We start from the raw sequence: 20,183 nt of genomic DNA on the forward strand, positions 1-20,183 counted from the left end.
TCAGTTGATTAACGAATATGGGAGCATTCTTTTTAACGAAGGCGCAATGAGCGGCTGCCAAAACGTCCATTTATGATCCCCTTCGAATGTCTCAAATAAATAATCCGCTCCAGATTGTTCAAGAAGGGCCTTTAAATCATCATTCGGCTGAACAAAATCAAGCACCTGGCCATCTGTTGTTTTTACAGCGGTTTCCTCCAGCCCAATTTGATGGATAATCGCATAATGAGAAAGGGCTGTCGATTGTTTGACGGCTTCTAGAACCGACTCGTCAACGTAAGGGGACTGCAAAATCAGCCCGCCAAATAAAGAAGGATAATCAAGGGCTGTCATGAGGGAAATCGTCGCACCCAGTGAATCACCAATAAACGTACGTCCTGATCCAATTTGATAGGTTGGATAGTGTTCATCAATATAAGGAACCAGTTCATTGGCTAAAAAGCGTTTATACGCTTCAAACTTTGTGCCGTCTGGATGATACGTATTCCGTCTTTCCGTAACATTTTCATAAGGGACACCAATGATAATCGAGCGTTCCATTTCTTTGTTCTGCATCAATTCTTCTGCCTGTCTGCCTATTTTGCCTAGGCGGAAATAATCATGACCATCCTGGGCAATGATGACATGATATGTATAAAGGGGGGAGTAATTGACTGGCAAATAGATCAAAATGGTCATGTCCGCCCCAAGTTCTTTTGACTGTAAGGTTTCTTCTTGAATGATTCCTGTTTTCTTCACCATAATCCATTCCTCCAGCTAACCAAATTCATCATAAAGTGAAACGTTTCCATTCATTGTAACATGAAAAACTGTGATGTTCCTATATGCTAACATGCAATCAAATCGTATAATATCGATTCTGTTATAAATACAGAAAATTTTAATTAATCATGACATTCCCCCTTGAAAAATGAGATTTAATGGGTTACAGTATTAAGAATTAGAACAGACAGACAACACATTCTTATCGTGAGAGGTGGAGGGACTGGCCCTTTGAAACCTCAGCAACCGGTATGCATCACTTCATGTGATGTACCAAGGTGCTAAATCCAGCAAGCAGCTTTTTTGCTTGGAAGATAAGAGGAAGCGATTAAACCCCTTCTTCTTATGAAGAAGGGGTTTTTCTGTTTTGAAATCAGATTTTTACTTAGGATGGTGTCAAATGACAGAACATGTGGAAACGAAATTAGCGCAGATTGGAAACCGTAGCGATGAGGTGACTGGCACTGTCAGTCCTCCCGTTTATCTTTCGACAGCATATAGACATAGAGGTATAGGGGAATCTACAGGATTTGATTACATTCGAACGAAAAACCCAACAAGACAGCTTGTAGAGGATGCAATTGCTTCACTCGAAGAAGGGACGGCCGGTTTTGCCTTCAGTTCGGGAATGGCGGCGATTCAAACGATCATGGCTCTATTTGAAAGCGGAGATGAACTCATCGTCTCTTCAGACCTATATGGCGGTACATACCGTTTGTTTGAAAACGAATGGAAAAAGTACGGCTTACGTTTTCTTTATGATGATTTTTCAGATGAAGACTGTTTACGCTCTAAAATCACGCCAAACACAAAAGCGGTCTTTATTGAAACACCGACAAATCCACTGATGCAGGAAGCAGATATTCAAAAAATAGCGAAGATTGCAAAAGAGCATGACGCTTTGGTGATTGTCGATAACACCTTTTACACACCAGTCTTGCAAAAGCCGATTACGCTTGGAGCGGACATTGTCATTCATAGCGCAACCAAATATTTAGGCGGACATAATGACGTTCTTGCAGGGCTTGTCGTGACAAAAGGAGAGCAGCTGTCTGAAGACATGTTCCAGCATCAAAACGCGATTGGAGCGGTTCTATCACCATTTGACTCATGGCTTTTAATGAGAGGAATGAAAACACTGGCTCTTAGAATGCGCCAGCACGAGGCAAATGCGAAGGAGCTGGCTGAGTTTTTAAAGAAACAGCCAGAAATTCAAGATGTGCTTTATCCAGGAAAGGGAGGCATGCTGTCATTTCGAGTAGCTAAAGAGGACTGGGTCAATCCATTTTTAAAGCAGCTAAAAACGATTTGTTTTGCTGAAAGCCTTGGCGGAGTCGAAAGCTTCATTACGTATCCTGCAACGCAAACGCACATGGATATCCCAGAAGAAATTCGCATTGCAAACGGTGTATGTAACAAGCTGCTCCGTTTCTCTGTTGGCATCGAGCATGTAGATGACCTGAAAGCAGACCTGAAACAGGCACTATCACAAGTAAAAGAGGAGGTACACGCCAAATGACCACACATGATTGGACACTCGAAACACAACTCGTTCATAATGCGTTTAAAACAGACCGTTCAACAGGTGCAGTCAGTGTACCGATTCAGCATGCATCCACCTTTCATCAAAGCAGCTTCGATGAATTTGGCCAATATGACTACTCGAGATCGGGGACTCCTACACGTCAAGCATTAGAGGATACGATTGCGGCGCTGGAAGGAGGAACGAGAGGGCTTGCCTTTGCATCAGGCATGGCTGCTATTTCAACCGCTTTTCTTCTATTATCAAAGGGAGATCACGTCCTTGTCACAAGAGATGTGTACGGCGGGACTTTCCGAATGATCACCCAAGTTCTGTCGAGATTTGGAATTGAGCATACCTTCGTGGATATGACGGATTTGAATGAAGTCAAAAGAGGCATTCAATCGAATACAAAGGTCATTTACATGGAAACACCGTCAAATCCAACACTAGGCATTACAGATATTGAAGGTGTCGTACAGATTGCGAAAGAGCATGACTGTTTGACATTCTTAGATAATACGTTTTTAACGCCTGCGCTTCAGCGTCCGCTGGACCTTGGTGTGGATGTTGTTCTGCACAGCGCAACGAAATTTTTAAGCGGCCACAGTGATGTGCTGTCAGGCTTAGCCGTGGTAAAAGATGAGAAGCTGGGAGAGGAACTCTATTCACTGCAAAACTCCTTCGGTGCGGTCCTTGGTGTGCAGGATTGCTGGCTCGTTTTAAGAGGGTTAAAAACCCTTCAGGTCAGATTAGAAAAAGCTAGTCAAACGGCCTTCGAGCTAGCTTCATTTCTTAAAGAACATCCTGCGGTCAAAAAAGTATACTACCCAGGCTTAGATGATCACCCGGGTGCAGATATTCAGCGAAAGCAGGCAAGCGGAGCAGGGGCTGTTCTCTCATTTGAACTAGAAAACCAAGCGGCAGTCAAAGAATTGGTGGATGCCGTCACATTACCTGTATTCGCCGTCAGCCTCGGCGCCGTCGAATCGATTTTGTCATATCCAGCCAAAATGTCACATGCAGCTATGCCAAAAGAAGAAAGAGAAAAAAGAGGGATTACAGATGGGCTGCTTCGTTTAAGTGTCGGAGTTGAAAACGGAGAAGACCTCAAACGTGACTTCAAACAAGCACTCGATCAACTAAAGCCCGTCCTTGTGAACCAATCATAAAGAAGGAGAGAAAAAAGCCGGCACGGCCGCCGGCTTTTTGACCTTTTTTAAACAAAACCATTGACGCTTTATTATTATGGTTATATAATAGAGACTGTCAGTAAAAGAAAGCCCAGAACTGATACATAACCCGATTCCGTAGCTCAGCTGGGAGAGCGCTACCTTGACAGGGTAGAGGTCGCTGGTTCGAGCCCAGTCGGAATCATCGTTTAAACCCTTGCCTAGCAAGGGTTTTTTGTTTTTTGCAGATTGTTTCTTTTTAGGTTAAAACGATTAAAGTGTTCTGCGGTGTTAAATTCTAATTTGTTTGTGACATGATGATAAATATCTGAGGTTGTTTTAGCACTAGCATGTCCCGCTCTTTTTTGAATAGATGTACCCCACCTGTTTGGGATGGGGTATCTGCATCAATACATTCAATATTTGTCTGGTGTAATTTAAATAAATAAAGTTCGTTTATCTTAATATTTAATAATGGTTCTTCCTAAATGTTGACCATTTTTAATGGCTTCAATTTTTTCAGGTAACGTATCGAGCGTAATCTCATTGACTAGAGTCGTTTGGGAGATATTCCATTCGTTTGCTATCTCGTTCCAAATTACTTTGCGTTTATTGATTGGTACATTTACAGAATCGATCCCTAGAAGGTTGATCCCTCTTAGAATAAAAGGTAACACAGTTGTTGTTAATTTAATTCCGCCTGCATTCCCGCACATGCTTATGCTTCCACCATAAGAAATTTGAGGAATGATCACAGAAGCCACATCTCCTCCTACGGTATCTAAGACGAAGTCAAATTTTTGCTTGTTTAATGGTTTTTTTAGCTCTCCTAATTCGTTTGCAAAAATGACATCAGCTGCTCCTAAAGATTTTGCTATATCAACTTGATTATCTTTACGCACTAAAGCAAAAATATTGTTGTACCCAATTTTAGATAATAATTGTATAGCAATGCTACCAACTCCACCAGTTGACCCTGTAACGAGTATATTAGGTTGATTTTTCGTACTCATACCATTTTCCTGTAAAGCCATGATAGAAAGAGCTGCGGTAAAGCCTGCTGTTCCAAAAATCATTGCTTCTTTTAAAGTCAAGTTATTTGGCAAAGGTACAATCCAATCCGCAGGTACTCTAGCATATTCAGAAAAACCTCCAGTGTGGCTCATGCCCATAGCGAAACCTGTGACAATCACTTGTTGACCCTCTACGAAACGATGATCTGTTGTATGAACGATAGTCCCACTTAGATCAATTCCAGGAATCATTGGATAGTTACGAATAACACCTCCATTTTTTTGAACAGCCAGCATATCTTTATAATTGATTGAAGAATATGCTACTTTAATCAATACTTCTCCTTCAGATAAATCATTAACACTTACATTTTGAAGATCATAACTAACTTGATCATTTTTTTCTGTAACTAGAATCGCTTTAAATGAATCCATTGTGCATCTTCCTCTCTAAAAATATATTACAACAAAATATTTCTGGTGCAAAAGTATTTCAATTAAAAAACTACCATGATATTATAGGTGAAGTCAATGTGGGGGAGATAAAATGGAATTATCAGAGTGCATAAATTTTTTACTAAGTGTTAGTCAAAATAAAGTGTTCAAGTACTTTAGTAAACTTTTAGAGGAAAGTGATTTGACACCCGCTCAATATGGTGTGTTGAACTGTCTATGGAGAGAGGGCCAGCTATCTCCTAAACAAATTGGAGAACTTGTATATTTAGAAGCCTCAACCGTTTCTGGAATATTAGATAAAATGCAAAAAGCTGACTTAATTGAACGCACAATAGATCCAAACAATCGAAGAAATATTTTAGTAGAGGCTACTCAAAAATCTTTAGTCATTAGAGATCAAGTTGAAGCAGCAACAATTGAGCTGAACAAGACAGCGCTTCAAAACTTGTCAAATGATGATAAGGTTGTGCTAAAGCAGGCATTAAGTACAATTATAAATAATTTTCAATGATGTATTTTTATAAACAAGTTTCATAACTATCACAAGGCTCCTTTACAGGAGCTTTTTTCGGTGCTTTGTACATTGCTGGATGTGATAATAAATATAAGATATAGGTGTTTTATAGAAATTAGGTAAGGAATAAACAAAATTCTTTCTTCAGTGGAGAAGATTCAATGTTGATGACGGCAATTCAGAATGGTTGGCTTGATGCAAATGTTGTAATTGAAGAATCATTAATGTCGTTCTAACGCGCTGGATGCGATGGCATTTTGACTTATTTTGCTTTAGATATGGCTCGGCGACTGAGAGATGGAATCTCAAAACATATAGGCAAAATGAAAACAGACCATGCAGGGTCTGTTTTTTTATGAGGACGATTTGAGGACATTTAGAAAAATATTGGTGGAAGAAAATCCTTTTTCATACTGATCACACATCTTTTAATAGTATCAGTATATCTAGTTTAAGAGGTTACTTACAAAATATTTAGAACTTTTTTGTAAGAATCCTCCGAAATGTAATACGGACTTTAAATATTCTCTATTTGTCTATACTTTTCATATCGCTGTTGTATAAGCTCTTCTGAGGATAATGGTATCAATTTTTTTAGAGATGATTCGATCACAGATTCAATCATTTGTGCCTGTGATTTTATATCATTTTGTGCTCCACCTTTCATTTCAGGCATGATTTCATCAATAATTCCTAAATGCTTTAAATCTTTTGCTGAAATTTTCATATGTTCAGCAGCTTCTGGAGCATACTTAGCGTCCTTCCATAGGATAGATGCTGCTCCTTCTGGCGAAATTACCGAGTACCATGAATACTCTAACATATGGATATGGTTACCGACACTAATGCCAAGAGCTCCACCACTTGATGCCTCTCCAATTACAATACAAACAATTGGCACTTTAAGTGTAGCCATTTCAAATAGATTTCGAGCTATCGCTTCAGAAATTCCACGTTCTTCAGACCCTTTCCCTGGATAGGCGCCTATTGTATCAATAAATGTAATAATAGGGCGATTAAATTTATCAGCTTGTTTCATCAGTCTTAGCGCTTTTCTATATCCTTCTGGATGAGCCATTCCAAAATTTCTTTCTATATTTTCCTTTGTACTTCTACCTCTTTGATGACCAATAACCGTAACGGGCATTCCTTTAAATTTTGCAATACCACCTATCATTGCTTTATCATCACCATATAATCGATCACCATGAAGTTCGAAAAAGTTTGTAAACAATAAAGGTATATAATCCAATGTCGTGGGCCGGTTACGTAGCCTTGCAATTTGAACTCGTTGAAAAGCTGTAAGATTAGAATAAATTTCATCTTGCATTTTATTTAAACGTTTTTCTAATAAATGAATTTCTGACGATAAATCTACATTATTTTCTTTCATCATTTTCTTTAATTCATCAAATTTCTCTTTTAGTTCAATAATAGGACGTTCAAAATCCAAACTCATTTTATCCTCCAAAGGTTATGACCTCACTCAAAAGACTTAGAAATAGAATCAATAAATAATTCAAAACCATCCACAACAATTTTTTGTTCTGATTCTGATAAATTATTGAGGATACGTTGATAAAATGTAAGGGATTGTTCTCTTAAGCGATTAACAGTAATGTGACCCTTTTCTGTGAGGTGCAGAAAAAGTTCTCTTCTATTTTTTTCATTTACTTCACGATAAACAAGCCCCATTTTTACTAACTTATCTACCAACCTACTTACAGTTGAAGTCTCTAATCTAAGTTTATTGGATAGTTGCCAAACAGTTAGTTTTTCCATCTCTAGTTCCTCTAACGCCATCATTTGAGAAGTTGGTAGAGGTTTTTCAAATGGTCCATTCGGCAAATTTTGAGATTCGAAAACCCCAGTTAATATAATCATTTTCTTAATATCTGTTCTTAGTTTTAAGGCATCTTCTCTTTTCAAAAGGTCAACCTCCTACAATTCATGCATCATACATCAATTGTATTATACATCAATATGATTTTTTCACAAGCTTAACAGACAACATGGACGAGATATTTCTTCTTGTTAAAATGGTTTAAGTGGATTGTTTTCTACAAATGGCAGAACATCAATTATGTATCAGGGACTTTATGGGGTACCGCTCATCGCAATCAAGTTAAGAAAATGAAATTATCTCAAAAGGTCGATTTGAAGAAGCTACAGCTGTTTATTAAAAGATATTAGAAACACAACTCAAAATTTAGAGAGAGGATTGTTTGTATGATTTTTAAGAAGGATTTTACGATGATCGCTCTTACAGTGATTTCAGCTGTAGGAATGTACAGTATTGCAGCAGATCGAAACACGACGATGATTGATCCAAACTCAACATTTTAAAAAGGGGACGAACCCTTTCAGTGTTCTTTAGAAATGCACATTTTTTATCAGAAAGGCTCATCATAGAACCTTATTTAAATCAGTCTTGTTCAGGGAAGGTCTGTTTGCTTCGGATGAAGTCATTCACCTTGACAGGGTAGAGGTCGCTGGTTCGAGCCTAGTCGGAATTATCGTTAAAACCCTTGCGTAGCAAAGGTCATCTTGTAGACAAAGTTGAAAAGGACGGCATCATTGCGGACGGCGTTGACTTAATCGGCTACATATCATGGGGACCAATCGACCTGGTCAGCGTATCCACTGAGGAAATGAAAAAACGCTACGGCTTCATTTATGTAGATCGGGACAATGAAGGAAACGGAACGTTAAAGCGCATCAAGAAAAAAGCTTCAACTGATATCAGCTAGTCATCGCCACAAACTGAGAGAGTCTCTGACAACTTTTTGAAAACTGACGCACTTCAATTGACAATAATCGGAAGCAGGAGGACAATAAAAGAGAAAGATGAACCAGCCACATTCCGAAAGGCGGGAAGAGCATGTTTAACAAAATGTTAGTTGCGATTGATGGATCAGACATGAGTGAAAAAGCGTTTGATGCCGCAGTGCATTTGGCTAAAGAACAGCAGGCCGAACTAAGCATCCTTCATGTGGGGAGAGAAGCCGTCGTCGCGACTTCTTCTCTGACGGGAATTGTCTATGTGCCCAAACATTTTATTGATGAAATTAGGGACCAGGTTAAAAAAGAAGGCCTGAAAATCCTTGAGAACGCAAAAGAAAAAGCAGCCGAGAACGGTGTTCAAGCTGAAATCATTTATGCGAATGGCGAGCCGGCACATGAGATATTAAATCATGCAAAAGAGAAAGGCATCAGCTTGATCGTAGTCGGAAGCCGGGGCATCAGCGGCCTGAAAGAAATGATGCTTGGAAGCGTCAGCCATAAAGTGTCGCAATTATCACCTTGCCCGGTTTTGATTGTTCGATAGATTTGTAAAAAAAGCGCCCTCGGGCGCTATTTTTATCTGTTAGAAAAGGTAACTAATAAGATATCTCGATGTGCCCCATCTGCATTGGCAGTGTCGACCGGTGTTACCGCATGAAAAACCTGTTTCAAGCGGTTAATTTTCAATAATCTGAATACTACAGTTTGACAATCAATGCAGCAGGAATAAGGGGGAAATCACCCCTGTCCGGGATTAACGGCAGCACCTCATTGACACAGCTGATGGGATCTGGCATCATTTGGGCAGTTCTCGCTGCACTGTTTTATGCGTTAACAACTTTAGTGGGAAAAGGCATTCAAAACCTCAGGCCTTACACGACCACCTTCCTGCAAACTGGTTTAGGGGTTATTATCCTGATTCCGTTTATTCACTTCGGCGCTTTTACCAACCTGTCTCAAGGAAACTGGATCATGGTGGTATCTACTGGTATCATCCATACAGGTATTGTGTATTTGCTGTTTTTTGATAGTTTGCGATTTTTATCAACGAAGTTTATTTCAATCATTGTCTTCCTAGACCCGGCTGTCGCGATCGTGCTGGATACCGTCTTCACAGACTTCCGCCCAGACCTCTATCAAACACTGGGCATCGTAATGATCTTTGCAGGTATGACTTTGACGCTTGTCAGGAGTCGGGGAAAGGCAGATATGGTTGCTGAGGATAAGGATATTGAGCAAATTCACTAATAAAAAAATGTAAAAAGGCCTATGCGGCCTTTTTTTTGATTCTTAAAATAAAATAAACATTCCAGAAAACATATTGTAATCATATTTTAATGACGATAACATGTTAAATCAATAATACAGTTATTTCAAATTGCGAGGTGAATCATTGAATCACTTGTTAAGGATTTGATGCAAGTATCATAAAGGTTTTTATTGAATTTTACCATTTATTTAGCAGAAGTAACATATATGTTCTTACCAGAATTCACACCAGTAATTAAAATAATGACTGAAATGAAGATTAGCATTAACAGAGGCACAGTCCAATGATAAGTAACGTCATGTAACCAACCGAATAAAATAGGACCTATAGCTGCTAATAGATAGCCTAAAGACTGTGCCATACCAGATAATTCTGCTGCTTCTTGTATATTTTTGGTGCGTAAACTAAAAAACATCATGGCTAAGCTAAAGGCCATTCCAATGCCAATCCCAATCATTATAATCCACAGAGGTATAAAGAAAGACACTCCAAATAAAATTCCCAATAAACCAACAACAAGCAAGAGAAAAGAAATCAATACTAATATCTGTTGCTTGCTAAAATGTCCAGCTAAAATAGGTACAATAAATGTAGCAGGAAGCATTGAAAGTTGCATTAATGAAAGCATCCATCCACCTTCATTAGTATTTAGCCCTTTAGTTTCAAGAATTTCAGGAAGCCATGAAATTACTGTGAAAAATATGAAGGACTGAGTCCCCATAAACAACGTAACATTCCATGCTATCTTTGAACGCCAAAGGCTGATAGAATTTTTCTTATTTTCTTTTTGAAAAAAATCCACAGATTCTGGGTTGTTCTTTAATTGTGGTATCCAAAATATCATGGTAAGAAGAGTTAAGAATCCCCAACAACTCAGGGAGCCTGACCACTCGAAACCTAATGATGAAGAAATAGGGACGCTAATCCCTGAACCAATAGCTCCAAATAAATTCATAGAAACTGCATATACGCCAGTCATAAAACCTAATTTTTTTGCAAATTGATGTTTAATGAAGCTAGGTAATAAAACATTACAAACCGCGATAGATGAACCTATTATGATGGTACCTAAAAATAACGTGTCCACTCTACCAACAGAGCGTATTCCAATTCCAACTAATAATAATGTTATTGCCATAAACAGTGTTGATTCTATGCTGAAATGACGAGTGATCTTAGGGGCAAAAGGAGAAAACAATGCGAATGTGAATAAAACGGCTGTAGGAATTGTACCAGCTAATGTGTTAGAGATCTCAAGATTATCACGAATGGAAGATAATACTGGACCAACTGCTGTAATTGGAGCCCTAAGATTTGCTGCAATTAGAATAACACCAACAACAGTTAATATCCTCTTTTTTGTCTGCATACTCGATCTTTGCTCTTGCTCTGTTTGTGGAATTCTCATGACAGCTAAGGCCCCCTCCAAATCTCTTACGGTTAATTGGGACAAGCAGGATTAAATGATTTGAACCTGCTTGCAAGAAATAATAACTATCGAATTGGAGAACGACAACTACCTACTTTTATTCCTAAAGCATTGTAATGATTTTTAATATTTACAACTGCGTGTCCACGTGTAACTTTATCGATTAATTTATTTATTTTTTGAAGGTTCACAGGCTTTTTTGCAACTAAGTCAGTAAAAAATTTTTGAATCTCTGTTGGATAAACATTTCCTATCATACTAGAAAGCCCATTACATCCGTTTAATATTTTTTCAGTGATATTTACATCTCCTCCAGCGAACATGATAAAGTCATCTGGTAAAGTTGTATTTTTATGGCGTCTAACATCACTCTCTTCTTTCATACCAACCAATGTAGCGTGTTTTTGATTAATAAGAGTCTGAAATGAGTCAGCACTCAATTCAAACCCTGTGCGAGAAGGATTGTTATAAAGAACAATGTTTTTTGAGGTTTGCTCTAATAATTCATTAATGTAAGACATTGCTTGTTCTTGAGTTGGTTGAATATAAGGAGGAAATTGAATTAGAATGGAGTCGAAAACTGAATCCTCGAGACGTTCAATTAATTTTATTGCATTTTTTGTCGTGGTAGCTGATACACCAAACATTAGTTCAACATTTTTAAAATCTTGCTGATTGAAAAAATCAATAATGTGTATCCTTTCTTCAATACTCATTGAGTTTTGTTCACCTGTAGTTGCAGATACGAGTAGTGAGTCTATACCATTTTCAGCTAAATATTCAACAATTGGTTTAAATCCATCCAAGTATAGACTTTCATCTTCGTGAAACGGGGTTGGAATTGCTACATTTAAATTCTTCACTTGATTTAACCTCCTACAATAAAATTTCTATAACTTATAAAAAATGTTACTTGTTCTTGTTATATCTACTGACCTCCTTTACACGATCTGAAGGATTTCTTTGTATAAGAATTTTGCATTTAAGTCTGGCCTTCATGTAATAGTCTAGGACACTTTTTTTAATAGAACAATTCAATTATTTATATAATAACTATAGTTTGTAACTATGGTATAATTTGTATAATGATGTATATTAGATGACAATATTTAAAAATCATAAGGTTTGTACTTATAAAAAATATAATTGGGAGTCGAAAGAATGGAATTAAGACAATTGGAGTATTTTTATGCAATGTGTCAGGAACTTCATTTTACAAAAGCTGCAGAAAAGGTTGGAATATCTCAACCATCTTTAAGTCAGCAAATCAAACTTTTAGAGCATGAAATAGGAACACCTTTGTTTGATCGTATTGGTAAGAAAACGACTCTTACTGAATCTGGAAATCTTCTGTTAAAATATACTCGCAATATTTTTCACGAAATTGAACAGGCGAAAATATCGATCAATGAATTGAATGGACTTCAAAGAGGATCAATCTCTATTGGGACATTACTAACAGTAGAGAATTATCTTATTCCACCAGCATTATTTAAATTTCATCAGCAATACCCAGCTGTTAAAATTTCTGTACTAGGTCTGCGTACTGGGGATATTCAAAAACACTTAATAGAAAATAAAGTGGACTTAGGGATTGTCTTTTTACCAATGAAAGGGGATGAATTTGAAACAATCTCTCTATACACTGAAGATATGGCTTTTGCAGTACCTGTTAAACACCCCCTAGCACAAAGCGAAATGCTGGGGCTAGAAGTATTAAAGGAAACCGCTTCAATTTTGTTTCCTGAGCAATTTTTCATCAGACAATTTATAAACAAAAATTGTAAGGATATCGGTTTTGCACCGAATCCTATTTTTGAAGTAACAACTATGCAGTCATTAATTAATATGGTGGTAGATGGCATAGGGATAACTGTCTTACCGACCCCTTATCTTGAATATCTAAGCGAACCTCAATTAAAGATTATTCCTATAAAGAACGCTCATCTTATTAGAAGTGTAGGAATCGTTTATAGGAAGGACAAACATCTAGGAGCAGCCATTCATATTTTCATTGATATATTAAAAGAGATTGCTTTTGGTTTGAACTATGTTTATGAGTCGAGAAAGAAGTAATGGATTTTTTTGGAAGTAAAAAGACTCTTAGAGAAAAAAACAGCTCTTAAGGGTCTATTTTTATATGAGGACGAGCTGATATTTGCCAGAAAAAACGATGACTAAGATTGATGATTAGGAAATCATCACCTGAAAATATACTGACAAGTCTATGTACCGTAATGTTAGAAGAGCAACTCCTATGCAGAAGTTGCCCCGTATGTCATTCACTAATTCAATGACTCAAGGTGCTAGTCATAATTTAAGTCACTGCTGTTGCAACTGATTGTGCCGATTTCTAGTTATTCCTATATCAATAAGAAAACCTTATTAGCAATAGATAATACTTAAGAGCATGAAAATAGCTGAAAATCCATACTGTAAAGGTGCAATTTTTCTCTTGAAGATTAGAGAAACACTCATATAATGCAAACTGTCAGTAGCCAGTATGGCATTGTTTACTTCTTTGTAGAAAAGAAATAAGAAATTATTTTATTTCCTCATCCATCACTTTCTTATATTTTTCAAACTCAGAATCCTTCATTTCTCCGTTCATTTGTAACAGGAAGTTCCCTTTTGAATATGTGTGAGAGAAGAACATAGATCCAGCATTTCCTAATTCATCATAATAAGATTTGGCCTGGTTAAGATCAGTTTCATTTCCAAATTTAAAAATCCTTCCACCAGCATTTTCACCTAAAGAAGGAATGAGAATCCTTTTTCCTTCTTCTCTTATATTTCCAAACTCTTTTTGTTTAAGGTCAGTTGGTTTTTCTGCTTCAAGCCCAGCACTTTTGAAAGCTTCAATGATGTTGTCTGTGGTGAGCTGTTTTTTAGTAGATGCTGCACTGCTACAAGCTGTTAACAATAGTAAACAAGTAAAAAATAATACAAAATATTTCTTCATAGTAGATCCTCCTGATTGATAGATGCATAAGGATCTTACACTAAGTAATGCCTTTTTACTATCCTTTCGACAAAAATAGACAAATATGAAAAAACAAAGGAAAGGTAAAATGATAACATTCTGGTGAATACACATTTGATAAAATAATTAGCAAGAGGGAGAAAGATATGAAGTCATTTTTACTAATTGGACAATCAAATATGGCGGGGCGCGGCTTCAAACATGAAGTGCCTCCGATTTATAATGAAAGAATGATGATGCTGCGAAATGGCAGATGGAAAATGATGACTGAGCCTATTCATTTTGATAGGCCGGTAGCTGGATGGAGCATGATTTCGTCATGCTATAAGTGAAGCTAAAATTGCAAAGGTAAATAGCGAATTGGTCGGGATATTATGCATCAAGGAGAAAGCGACAGCCAATCTGGGAAATACAAAGAATACTATGAAAAAATAATAAGATTATTTCATGAACTAAGAACTGAATTATCTGTACCTATCATTCCGCTTGTAATAGGAGGCTTGGGCGATTTCTTGGGAAAAACAGCATTTGGCGCAGGGTGTGTGGAATATCAACTGATGAATGAAGAACTAAAAAAATATGCACATCATCATGAAAATTGTTATTATGTTACTGCCAAAGGCCTTGCACCTAACCCAGACGGAATTCACATCAATGCGATGTCTCAGAGAATATTTGGTATAAGATATTATGAAGCATTTCGAAAAAAAGAACATATACATGAACCATTACCAAATGAATATGAGTTAGTGAATGAATGTCATAATAGAATGAATACCTCAGCGGAGAAAACATATATAGCACTAGAAAAATTCACGTTGGGCAAGATGACTTACGAAGAGTTGCTGAAGGTTTTATCGTAGGCTAAGTGATAGACTGAAACATAATATATCTCTTGAAAGGATGATTGTGGTGGTGAAAACAGATAAAGTCTCCTCCTGAATACAGTAAATCACATTCAGGAGGAGATAAAAAATGTTTAAAAAAATAGATGGAAATTATCCGAGAAAAGAGCACTTTCATCATTATATGAAGGTAACCCGATGCTCATATAGCCTAGTGATCGATTTAGATATCACGAAATTGCATTCAATATTAAAAGAAAAAAAGCTAAAAGTATATCCTGTGCAAATTTATTTGTTAGCAAGAGCTGTGCAAAAAATACCGGAGTTTCGGATGGATCTAGTGAAAGATGAACTTGGTCACTGGGATCTTCTCCATCCTAGTTATACGATTCTAAACAAAGAAACAAAGACATTTTCAAGTATTTGGACGCCTTATGACGAAAATTTTGCTCGATTTTATAGAAGCTGTGTAGCTGACATTGAAGCTTATAGCGAAAGTAACAAACTATTTCCGAAACCTCATATGCCAAAAAATATGTTCAATATTTCAAGCCTGCCTTGGATTGATTTTACTTCTTTTAACCTTAATGTATCTACAGATGAAACTTATTTGCTGCCGATATTTACGTTAGGCAAATTTAAGGTGAAAGAAGGAAAAATCATCTTGCCAGTCGCCATTCAAGTACATCATGCTGTTTGTGATGGCTATCATGCCGGTCAATATGTGGAATATTTAAGATGGCTGATAGAACATTGTGAAGAGTGGTTAAGCGATTCATTGTATACTTAATTTTCAAAGGTATAGTCATTTGATAGAAAAAGGCAGACTTAGTAGAGTCTGCTTTTTCTGTTGTGAGCAGAAATGTGTAAAGTCACGTTATGTTATGAACTGTTCTTTTTGCGGTTTCTTTTCGGTGCTTTGTCATCTCTTGCATGTGATAATAAATGTAATATAAGGGAATTTAATGGAAGGGGAATAAGGGATGGAGAAAGTGATTTCTTCACATGTTGGTGTGAAAATAAATGAATGGTATAAAATGATTCGGCAATTCAGTGTACCCGATGCAGAGATTTTGAAAGCTGAGGTAGAACAAGAAATTGAACGGATGGAAGAAGACCAGGATTTACTGATTTACTATCAACTAATGTGTTTTCGCCATCAGCTTATGCTTGATTATATTAAGCCTTCAGAAAAACGATCGCCTTCTGTTTCTGATTTGGTTGATAAAATCGAAAATTCAAATCATCAACTTTCTGGTATGCTGCAATACTATAATGCTTTTTTTAGAGGAATGTATGAGTTTAGTAAAAAAGAATACATACAGGCTATTCAATATTATAAGATCGCTGAAAGGCAGCTCGCATTAGTTGTAGATGATATTGAGCAAGCGGAGTTTCACTTCAAGGTGGCTGAAGCCTACTATATTATGAAGCAAACTCATGTTTCTATGCATCACATCATAAAGGCCTTAGACATCTATAAGCAGCATGAACAATATAAAGTTCGCCAAATACAAAGCTTGATTGTTATTGCAGGAAATTATGATGATTTCAAGCGATATGACAAGTCATTAGAGCATCTAAATACAGCTTTTTCTATAGCAGAAGAGCTCGCCGATAATATGTTAATTGCTAAAATTCTATTGAACATAGCGAATACATATGATCGACAACAAAAGTACACTGAAGCAATCATACGCTACAGAGAAGTTTTAGACATTATTACACCACGAAGTATTGATATAAAACCAATCACCCTATTTAGTTTAAGTTGGTCGTTGTATAAGTCTAGTCTACATGATGAAGCCGCTCCACTCGTAGAAGATGGTCTTAAGTGCTCCTTAGAGAGAAATGATTCGTTGTGTTTGATGTTATTTAAAGCTTTAAAAGCGATTTATATAAATGCTAATGAGAAAGCAATTCAGGAAGTGCTAAATTATTTTGAGGAAAAGCAACTATATGTCTATGTCGAGGCATTTGCTCAAAGTATCGGATTATCTTCTGAAAAAAAGGGGGACTTTGAAAAAGCTGCCGAATATTATAGAAAGGCTCTTAAAGCTCAAAATGATATTCAAAAAGGAGAGTGTCTGTATGATTATTAAAAAATTACTAGTCATTGTATCCATTGTATTGTTAAGTGTTTCAACAGCAGAAACTTTGAAAATCATTGGAACAAAATCAATACGGAATACAACAATGGAGGAACAACAAAAATCAAATCGAAATACGACTATAATTGATCGAAATACAACCTCTGAAAACGTATAGACAAGATTAAAACAGACTTTAATAGTCTGTTTTTTTATGAAGTAGAATGAGCAATTGAACAGTTTGTCAATGTTATACTAACCTCAATAGATATAGGGAGGTATCCACTTTGAAATCATTCTGGGAGAAAAAAGAAGAGAGTCCTTTCACGTTAGAAAAGGTAGATGAGGAAAAAATTCGTGAAGCAGAGGGGACACTTGGTGTCACTTTACCTGCTACATACAAAAAGCTCATTTTAGAATGGAACGGTGGCTTTACAGTGCGTAATGCGTTTCCAACTGATCGGCCGAACTCATGGGCAGATGATCATGTTCAATTTGACCATCTAAGAGGAATCGCCAAAGATGATGGCATCATGAATAGTTCCCAGTTAAGTGATGAATTGGAGCTGCCGGAGGGGCTTGTGATCATCAGCGGAGAAGAAGATACATGGATCGCAATGGATTATCGAGAAACGAAGGAACACCCGCCTATTCACTATTTTGATTTAGAGATGGGAGTCGATTTTAAACTGGCGGATACTTTCGATGATTTTATTGAGCAGTTATATACAGCTGAAGATGCGATGATCGAGGTTGTAGAGATTGATGAGGAATCTTCTGAATTATATATAAGTAGAGAAGAGCTTGAACTCATATTTGAGAGAGGAGACCTTCGTCAGCAGAACCTCTTTAAAATGGCACATTATCCAATGGAAGACATTGAAGAGATTGAATGGTTTTTCGATCGTATGAAAAAATGCATCAAACAGATAAAAGATCAAAATGTCTTGTACGAAGCAGCCACTACTGTTCACTCAATCCTTTTGTTAAATCCAGAAATGCCAAGGAATGACCGTATCAATAAAGAGCTGCAAGAGATTGCCGAGTTTCTAGAAAATAGTGGAGAGTCTCTTATCGTCCTTTTGGGAGAAGACATTCATCCAGTGAAAAAACGATAGTGAAAGAATAAAAGTCCTTAAAAGGCAATTAGCCAGCATTATAGAAAAGTTCTATTTGAAGGTTGATCAAAAACGCTTTTTATTTTCTTCTTTATCTGTCTTGAGGTATAAGTTACAATCTATCCAAAATCCATTAAAATAAAGAAAAACTGATAAAGGAGCAACCACATGAATTTTAATTTAAATGAAGCTTTGGATATGTTGAGTCGAACTCCTCACACGTTAGAAAGTCTTTTGTCGGGTTTATCGAAGGATTGGCTTCACAGCCGTGAAGGGGAGGGGACGTGGAATCCAGTTGAAGTCATTGAACATTTGATTGAAGCAGAGAAATTTAACTGGATTCCTCGATTAAATGTGATTCTTGCTGATGGAGAGAATACACCATTTCCTGCGTTTGACCGCTACTCTCATTTGAACCAATCTGAAAGACAGATAGAACAAGCATTATCTGAGTTTCATCATATGCGGATGGAGAATGTGGCATACATTCAGCGTATGACACATTCAGGCCTTGATTTAGAAAAAAAGGGCGTTCACCCGGAGTTTGGGGTCGTGAAAGTGAGCGAATTACTTTCTGCGTGGGTTGTCCATGACTTCACACATATGTCCCAGATTGTTCGAGTCATGGCGGAACGATATCGAACCGATGTGGGCCCATGGAGCGCTTATTTAGGGATTTTAAATAGGAAATAAATGTTTAATGATGCTTGGCGGCCCACTCAGATTGAAGCATGGCATATTGATATTCATCGACCCAATGTCCCTTTGACATATAATTTTGCAGCAAATGTCCTTCGCGTCTCATTTCTAAACGTTCCAGCACTCGAATGGATTTTTCGTTGCGCACATCTGTAAAGGCAATGATTTTATGTTTGTTTAGTGTTATAAAAATATATTCGAAAATTGCACTCAGAGCTTCATGAATATAGCCCATTCCTTGGTATTCAGGCGCGAGTGTAAAACCTATTTCAACAATTCTCGGCTCACTGTCAAGTGTATGAATGGCGCAATCTCCTATCAGCTGATTGGATTCAGATAAGGCAATAGCGTATTGAAACCACGTCCCCGGTTGATTAGGTTTTTGTGTCATTTGATGTTGAACAAATGATTCAGCATCTTCGTACGTGTAATTTTCCCAGGATTGAAATTTTGCAATAGAGGGATTTGCGCGGTATTGATAAAATGCTTCAATATCCTGCCTGTCAAATTGGCGAATAACAACCCGGTTTGTTCTTGTAAATATGCTGTTTGCATTCTTCATGTGTTAACCTCACTTTTTAGTTTGTTCTTGATTTGAAAAAGTCTATCAGCCATTCAGATAGCTGCTGTTGTGCTTTGCTGACAAATCGATCTGCATAATAAATTAATTCCAAGTGCCGGACAGGTGCTGGCTCAGCAATAGGAATCGAAACAATATTGGACCACGTCGAATGTTGTTTTAGTAATCCTCTTGGCTGAATGGTTGCACCGATCCCGGCTTCAACCAGCTGCAATAGCGAAAATGCGGATCCAACCTCCATGGCAGTGTCTAGTTCAACACCCTGTTCTTTACATACGTCATCTACTAAATCCCTTCCTAGATATCCCTTCGGATACATGACCAACGCATGCTGAGTCAGCTCTTCTAATGTCACTTCATTCTTCTTAGCTAAATCACTTTCTGAATGAACAAATAATTCGTAAGGCTCACTTCCAAGTGGAATTTGAACGAGCCGCTTATCCGCAGGCCCTCGCAGCCCGATGCCGAGATCCACTTTATGCGAAAGGACTTCTTCACGCACGAAGATATTTGAATATGCCTTCAGATTGGTTTCGGGGTAAAGTGTTTTAAATTCTACAAAAAGTGGCACCAGCTGAAAATCAAGATCGGATGGGAGTACTGCGAGACGAACGGTTCCTCGTTTTTCTGATAATAGTTCTTTCATCGCATTTTTTGCATCTCTCTCAGCTTGAAGCATTTTCATGCCATATTGATAAAGCAGCGAACCAGCTTCGGTAGCCACGACTTTTTTGCCGATTCGATCAAAGAGCGGCATCCCAACTTCTGCTTCAAGCAGTCGAATTTGCTGGCTAAGTGTCGGCTGTGAAATGCCTAGCTCCTCAGCAGCCTTTGTAAAATGCAAATGATGATATACAGCCATAAAATAGGTAATATGCCGGGTATCCATTTGTCCTCCTTTCATAAATGATAGCCTTTTCCTATCATCATAATACGATTTATTGTA

At 37.4% G+C, this 20,183-nt stretch carries 18 protein-coding genes, 1 tRNA gene, 3 pseudogenes and 1 riboswitch; of the genes and pseudogenes, 13 read left to right on the forward strand and 9 right to left on the reverse strand.

Features of this window, described 5'->3' with window-relative positions; genetic code table 11:
• Positions 1-741 (reverse strand): esterase family protein, encoded by a 741-nt coding sequence (locus tag MHI46_RS05920; RefSeq protein WP_251181107.1) that lies wholly within the window; start codon positions 739-741, stop codon positions 1-3.
• Positions 742-961: 220 nt separating this feature from the next.
• Positions 962-1,083, forward strand: a riboswitch (SAM riboswitch).
• Between the two features lie 79 nt (positions 1,084-1,162).
• Between MHI46_RS05920 and MHI46_RS05925 the strand changes: the two genes are divergently transcribed.
• The 3 genes from MHI46_RS05925 to MHI46_RS05935 all read left to right on the forward strand — a co-directional run bounded on the left by MHI46_RS05925 (position 1,163) and on the right by MHI46_RS05935 (position 3,661).
• Entirely contained in the window at positions 1,163-2,281 is a 1,119-nt protein-coding gene (locus MHI46_RS05925; protein WP_197172783.1) for a methionine biosynthesis PLP-dependent protein, read from the forward strand.
• On the forward strand, positions 2,278-3,456 hold the full coding sequence (metC, locus tag MHI46_RS05930; RefSeq protein ID WP_039177864.1) for a cystathionine beta-lyase: 1,179 nt from the start codon (positions 2,278-2,280) through the stop codon (positions 3,454-3,456). Before MHI46_RS05925 ends, metC begins: the two co-directional genes overlap by 4 nt.
• 132 nt (positions 3,457-3,588) lie before the next feature.
• Positions 3,589-3,661: transfer RNA gene (locus MHI46_RS05935), tRNA-Val, on the forward strand.
• A 256-nt stretch (positions 3,662-3,917) separates the two neighbouring features.
• On the opposite strand, the gene MHI46_RS05940 is transcribed toward MHI46_RS05935, so the two are convergent.
• The gene (locus tag MHI46_RS05940) at positions 3,918-4,904 is read right to left on the reverse strand and encodes a YhdH/YhfP family quinone oxidoreductase (protein ID WP_106025276.1); all 987 of its coding nucleotides are present in this window, start codon (positions 4,902-4,904) and stop codon (positions 3,918-3,920) included.
• A 112-nt stretch (positions 4,905-5,016) separates the two neighbouring features.
• Between MHI46_RS05940 and MHI46_RS05945 the strand changes: the two genes are divergently transcribed.
• The gene (locus MHI46_RS05945; RefSeq protein ID WP_106025275.1) at positions 5,017-5,436 is read left to right on the forward strand and encodes a MarR family transcriptional regulator; all 420 of its coding nucleotides are present in this window, start codon (positions 5,017-5,019) and stop codon (positions 5,434-5,436) included.
• Positions 5,437-5,956: 520 nt separating this feature from the next.
• Here MHI46_RS05945 and MHI46_RS05950 read toward each other — a convergent pair.
• Positions 5,957-6,898, reverse strand: a complete 942-nt coding sequence (locus MHI46_RS05950) for an acetyl-CoA carboxylase carboxyltransferase subunit alpha (RefSeq protein ID WP_106025274.1) — start codon at positions 6,896-6,898, stop codon at positions 5,957-5,959.
• A 23-nt stretch (positions 6,899-6,921) separates the two neighbouring features.
• Positions 6,922-7,368 (reverse strand): MarR family transcriptional regulator, encoded by a 447-nt coding sequence (locus tag MHI46_RS05955; RefSeq protein WP_106025273.1) that lies wholly within the window; start codon positions 7,366-7,368, stop codon positions 6,922-6,924.
• Positions 7,369-8,015: 647 nt separating this feature from the next.
• On the opposite strand from MHI46_RS05955, the pseudogene MHI46_RS05960 reads away from it, so the two are divergent.
• The 3 genes and pseudogenes from MHI46_RS05960 to MHI46_RS05970 all read left to right on the forward strand — a co-directional run.
• A pseudogene (locus MHI46_RS05960) lies at positions 8,016-8,179 on the forward strand (family 1 glycosylhydrolase); the annotation flags it as partial.
• A gap of 141 nt (positions 8,180-8,320) precedes the next feature.
• On the forward strand, positions 8,321-8,767 hold the full coding sequence (locus MHI46_RS05965) for a universal stress protein (RefSeq protein WP_039177876.1): 447 nt from the start codon (positions 8,321-8,323) through the stop codon (positions 8,765-8,767).
• A 200-nt stretch (positions 8,768-8,967) separates the two neighbouring features.
• A pseudogene (locus MHI46_RS05970) lies at positions 8,968-9,471 on the forward strand (DMT family transporter); the annotation flags it as partial.
• Between the two features lie 206 nt (positions 9,472-9,677).
• Here the strand turns inward: MHI46_RS05970 and MHI46_RS05975 are convergent.
• Positions 9,678-10,901, reverse strand: coding sequence for an MFS transporter (locus MHI46_RS05975; protein WP_106025272.1), 1,224 nt, complete (start codon positions 10,899-10,901; stop codon positions 9,678-9,680).
• Positions 10,902-10,987: 86 nt separating this feature from the next.
• Positions 10,988-11,785 carry a dihydrodipicolinate synthase family protein gene (locus MHI46_RS05980; RefSeq protein ID WP_342503165.1) on the reverse strand — a complete coding sequence of 266 codons (798 nt, stop codon included), beginning with the start codon at positions 11,783-11,785 and terminating at the stop codon, positions 10,988-10,990.
• Positions 11,786-12,083: 298 nt separating this feature from the next.
• On the opposite strand from MHI46_RS05980, the gene MHI46_RS05985 reads away from it, so the two are divergent.
• Entirely contained in the window at positions 12,084-12,998 is a 915-nt protein-coding gene (locus tag MHI46_RS05985; RefSeq protein WP_047202767.1) for a LysR family transcriptional regulator, read from the forward strand.
• Positions 12,999-13,464: 466 nt separating this feature from the next.
• On the opposite strand, the gene MHI46_RS05990 is transcribed toward MHI46_RS05985, so the two are convergent.
• A complete protein-coding gene (locus tag MHI46_RS05990; protein WP_106025270.1) occupies positions 13,465-13,884 on the reverse strand; it encodes a stress protein in 420 nt (139 codons plus the stop codon).
• A 167-nt stretch (positions 13,885-14,051) separates the two neighbouring features.
• Here MHI46_RS05990 and MHI46_RS05995 point away from each other — a divergent pair.
• The 5 genes and pseudogenes from MHI46_RS05995 (at position 14,052) to MHI46_RS06015 (ending at position 18,651) form a co-directional block, all read left to right on the forward strand.
• A pseudogene (locus MHI46_RS05995) lies at positions 14,052-14,768 on the forward strand (sialate O-acetylesterase).
• A 112-nt stretch (positions 14,769-14,880) separates the two neighbouring features.
• The gene (gene catA / locus MHI46_RS06000; protein WP_342503166.1) at positions 14,881-15,540 is read left to right on the forward strand and encodes a type A chloramphenicol O-acetyltransferase; all 660 of its coding nucleotides are present in this window, start codon (positions 14,881-14,883) and stop codon (positions 15,538-15,540) included.
• Between the two features lie 193 nt (positions 15,541-15,733).
• Complete coding sequence (locus tag MHI46_RS06005; protein WP_144491134.1) at positions 15,734-16,852, forward strand: Rap family tetratricopeptide repeat protein; 1,119 nt, start codon at positions 15,734-15,736, stop codon at positions 16,850-16,852.
• Positions 16,853-17,127: 275 nt separating this feature from the next.
• Entirely contained in the window at positions 17,128-17,958 is an 831-nt protein-coding gene (locus tag MHI46_RS06010; protein ID WP_342503167.1) for an SMI1/KNR4 family protein, read from the forward strand.
• A 168-nt stretch (positions 17,959-18,126) separates the two neighbouring features.
• Positions 18,127-18,651 carry a DinB family protein gene (locus tag MHI46_RS06015; RefSeq protein ID WP_039177893.1) on the forward strand — a complete coding sequence of 175 codons (525 nt, stop codon included), beginning with the start codon at positions 18,127-18,129 and terminating at the stop codon, positions 18,649-18,651.
• A gap of 4 nt (positions 18,652-18,655) precedes the next feature.
• Here the strand turns inward: MHI46_RS06015 and MHI46_RS06020 are convergent, their stop codons facing one another.
• Positions 18,656-19,219: a GNAT family protein gene (locus MHI46_RS06020; RefSeq protein ID WP_039177895.1), complete on the reverse strand. Its 564-nt coding sequence runs from the start codon at positions 19,217-19,219 to the stop codon at positions 18,656-18,658.
• 16 nt (positions 19,220-19,235) lie between these two features.
• The gene (locus MHI46_RS06025; protein ID WP_151284208.1) at positions 19,236-20,141 is read right to left on the reverse strand and encodes a LysR family transcriptional regulator; all 906 of its coding nucleotides are present in this window, start codon (positions 20,139-20,141) and stop codon (positions 19,236-19,238) included.
• Positions 20,142-20,183 lie beyond the last annotated feature (42 nt).

Source organism: Bacillus sp. FSL K6-1000 (assembly GCF_038630785.1).
Classification (GTDB): Bacteria; Bacillota; Bacilli; order Bacillales; family Bacillaceae; genus Bacillus; species Bacillus safensis.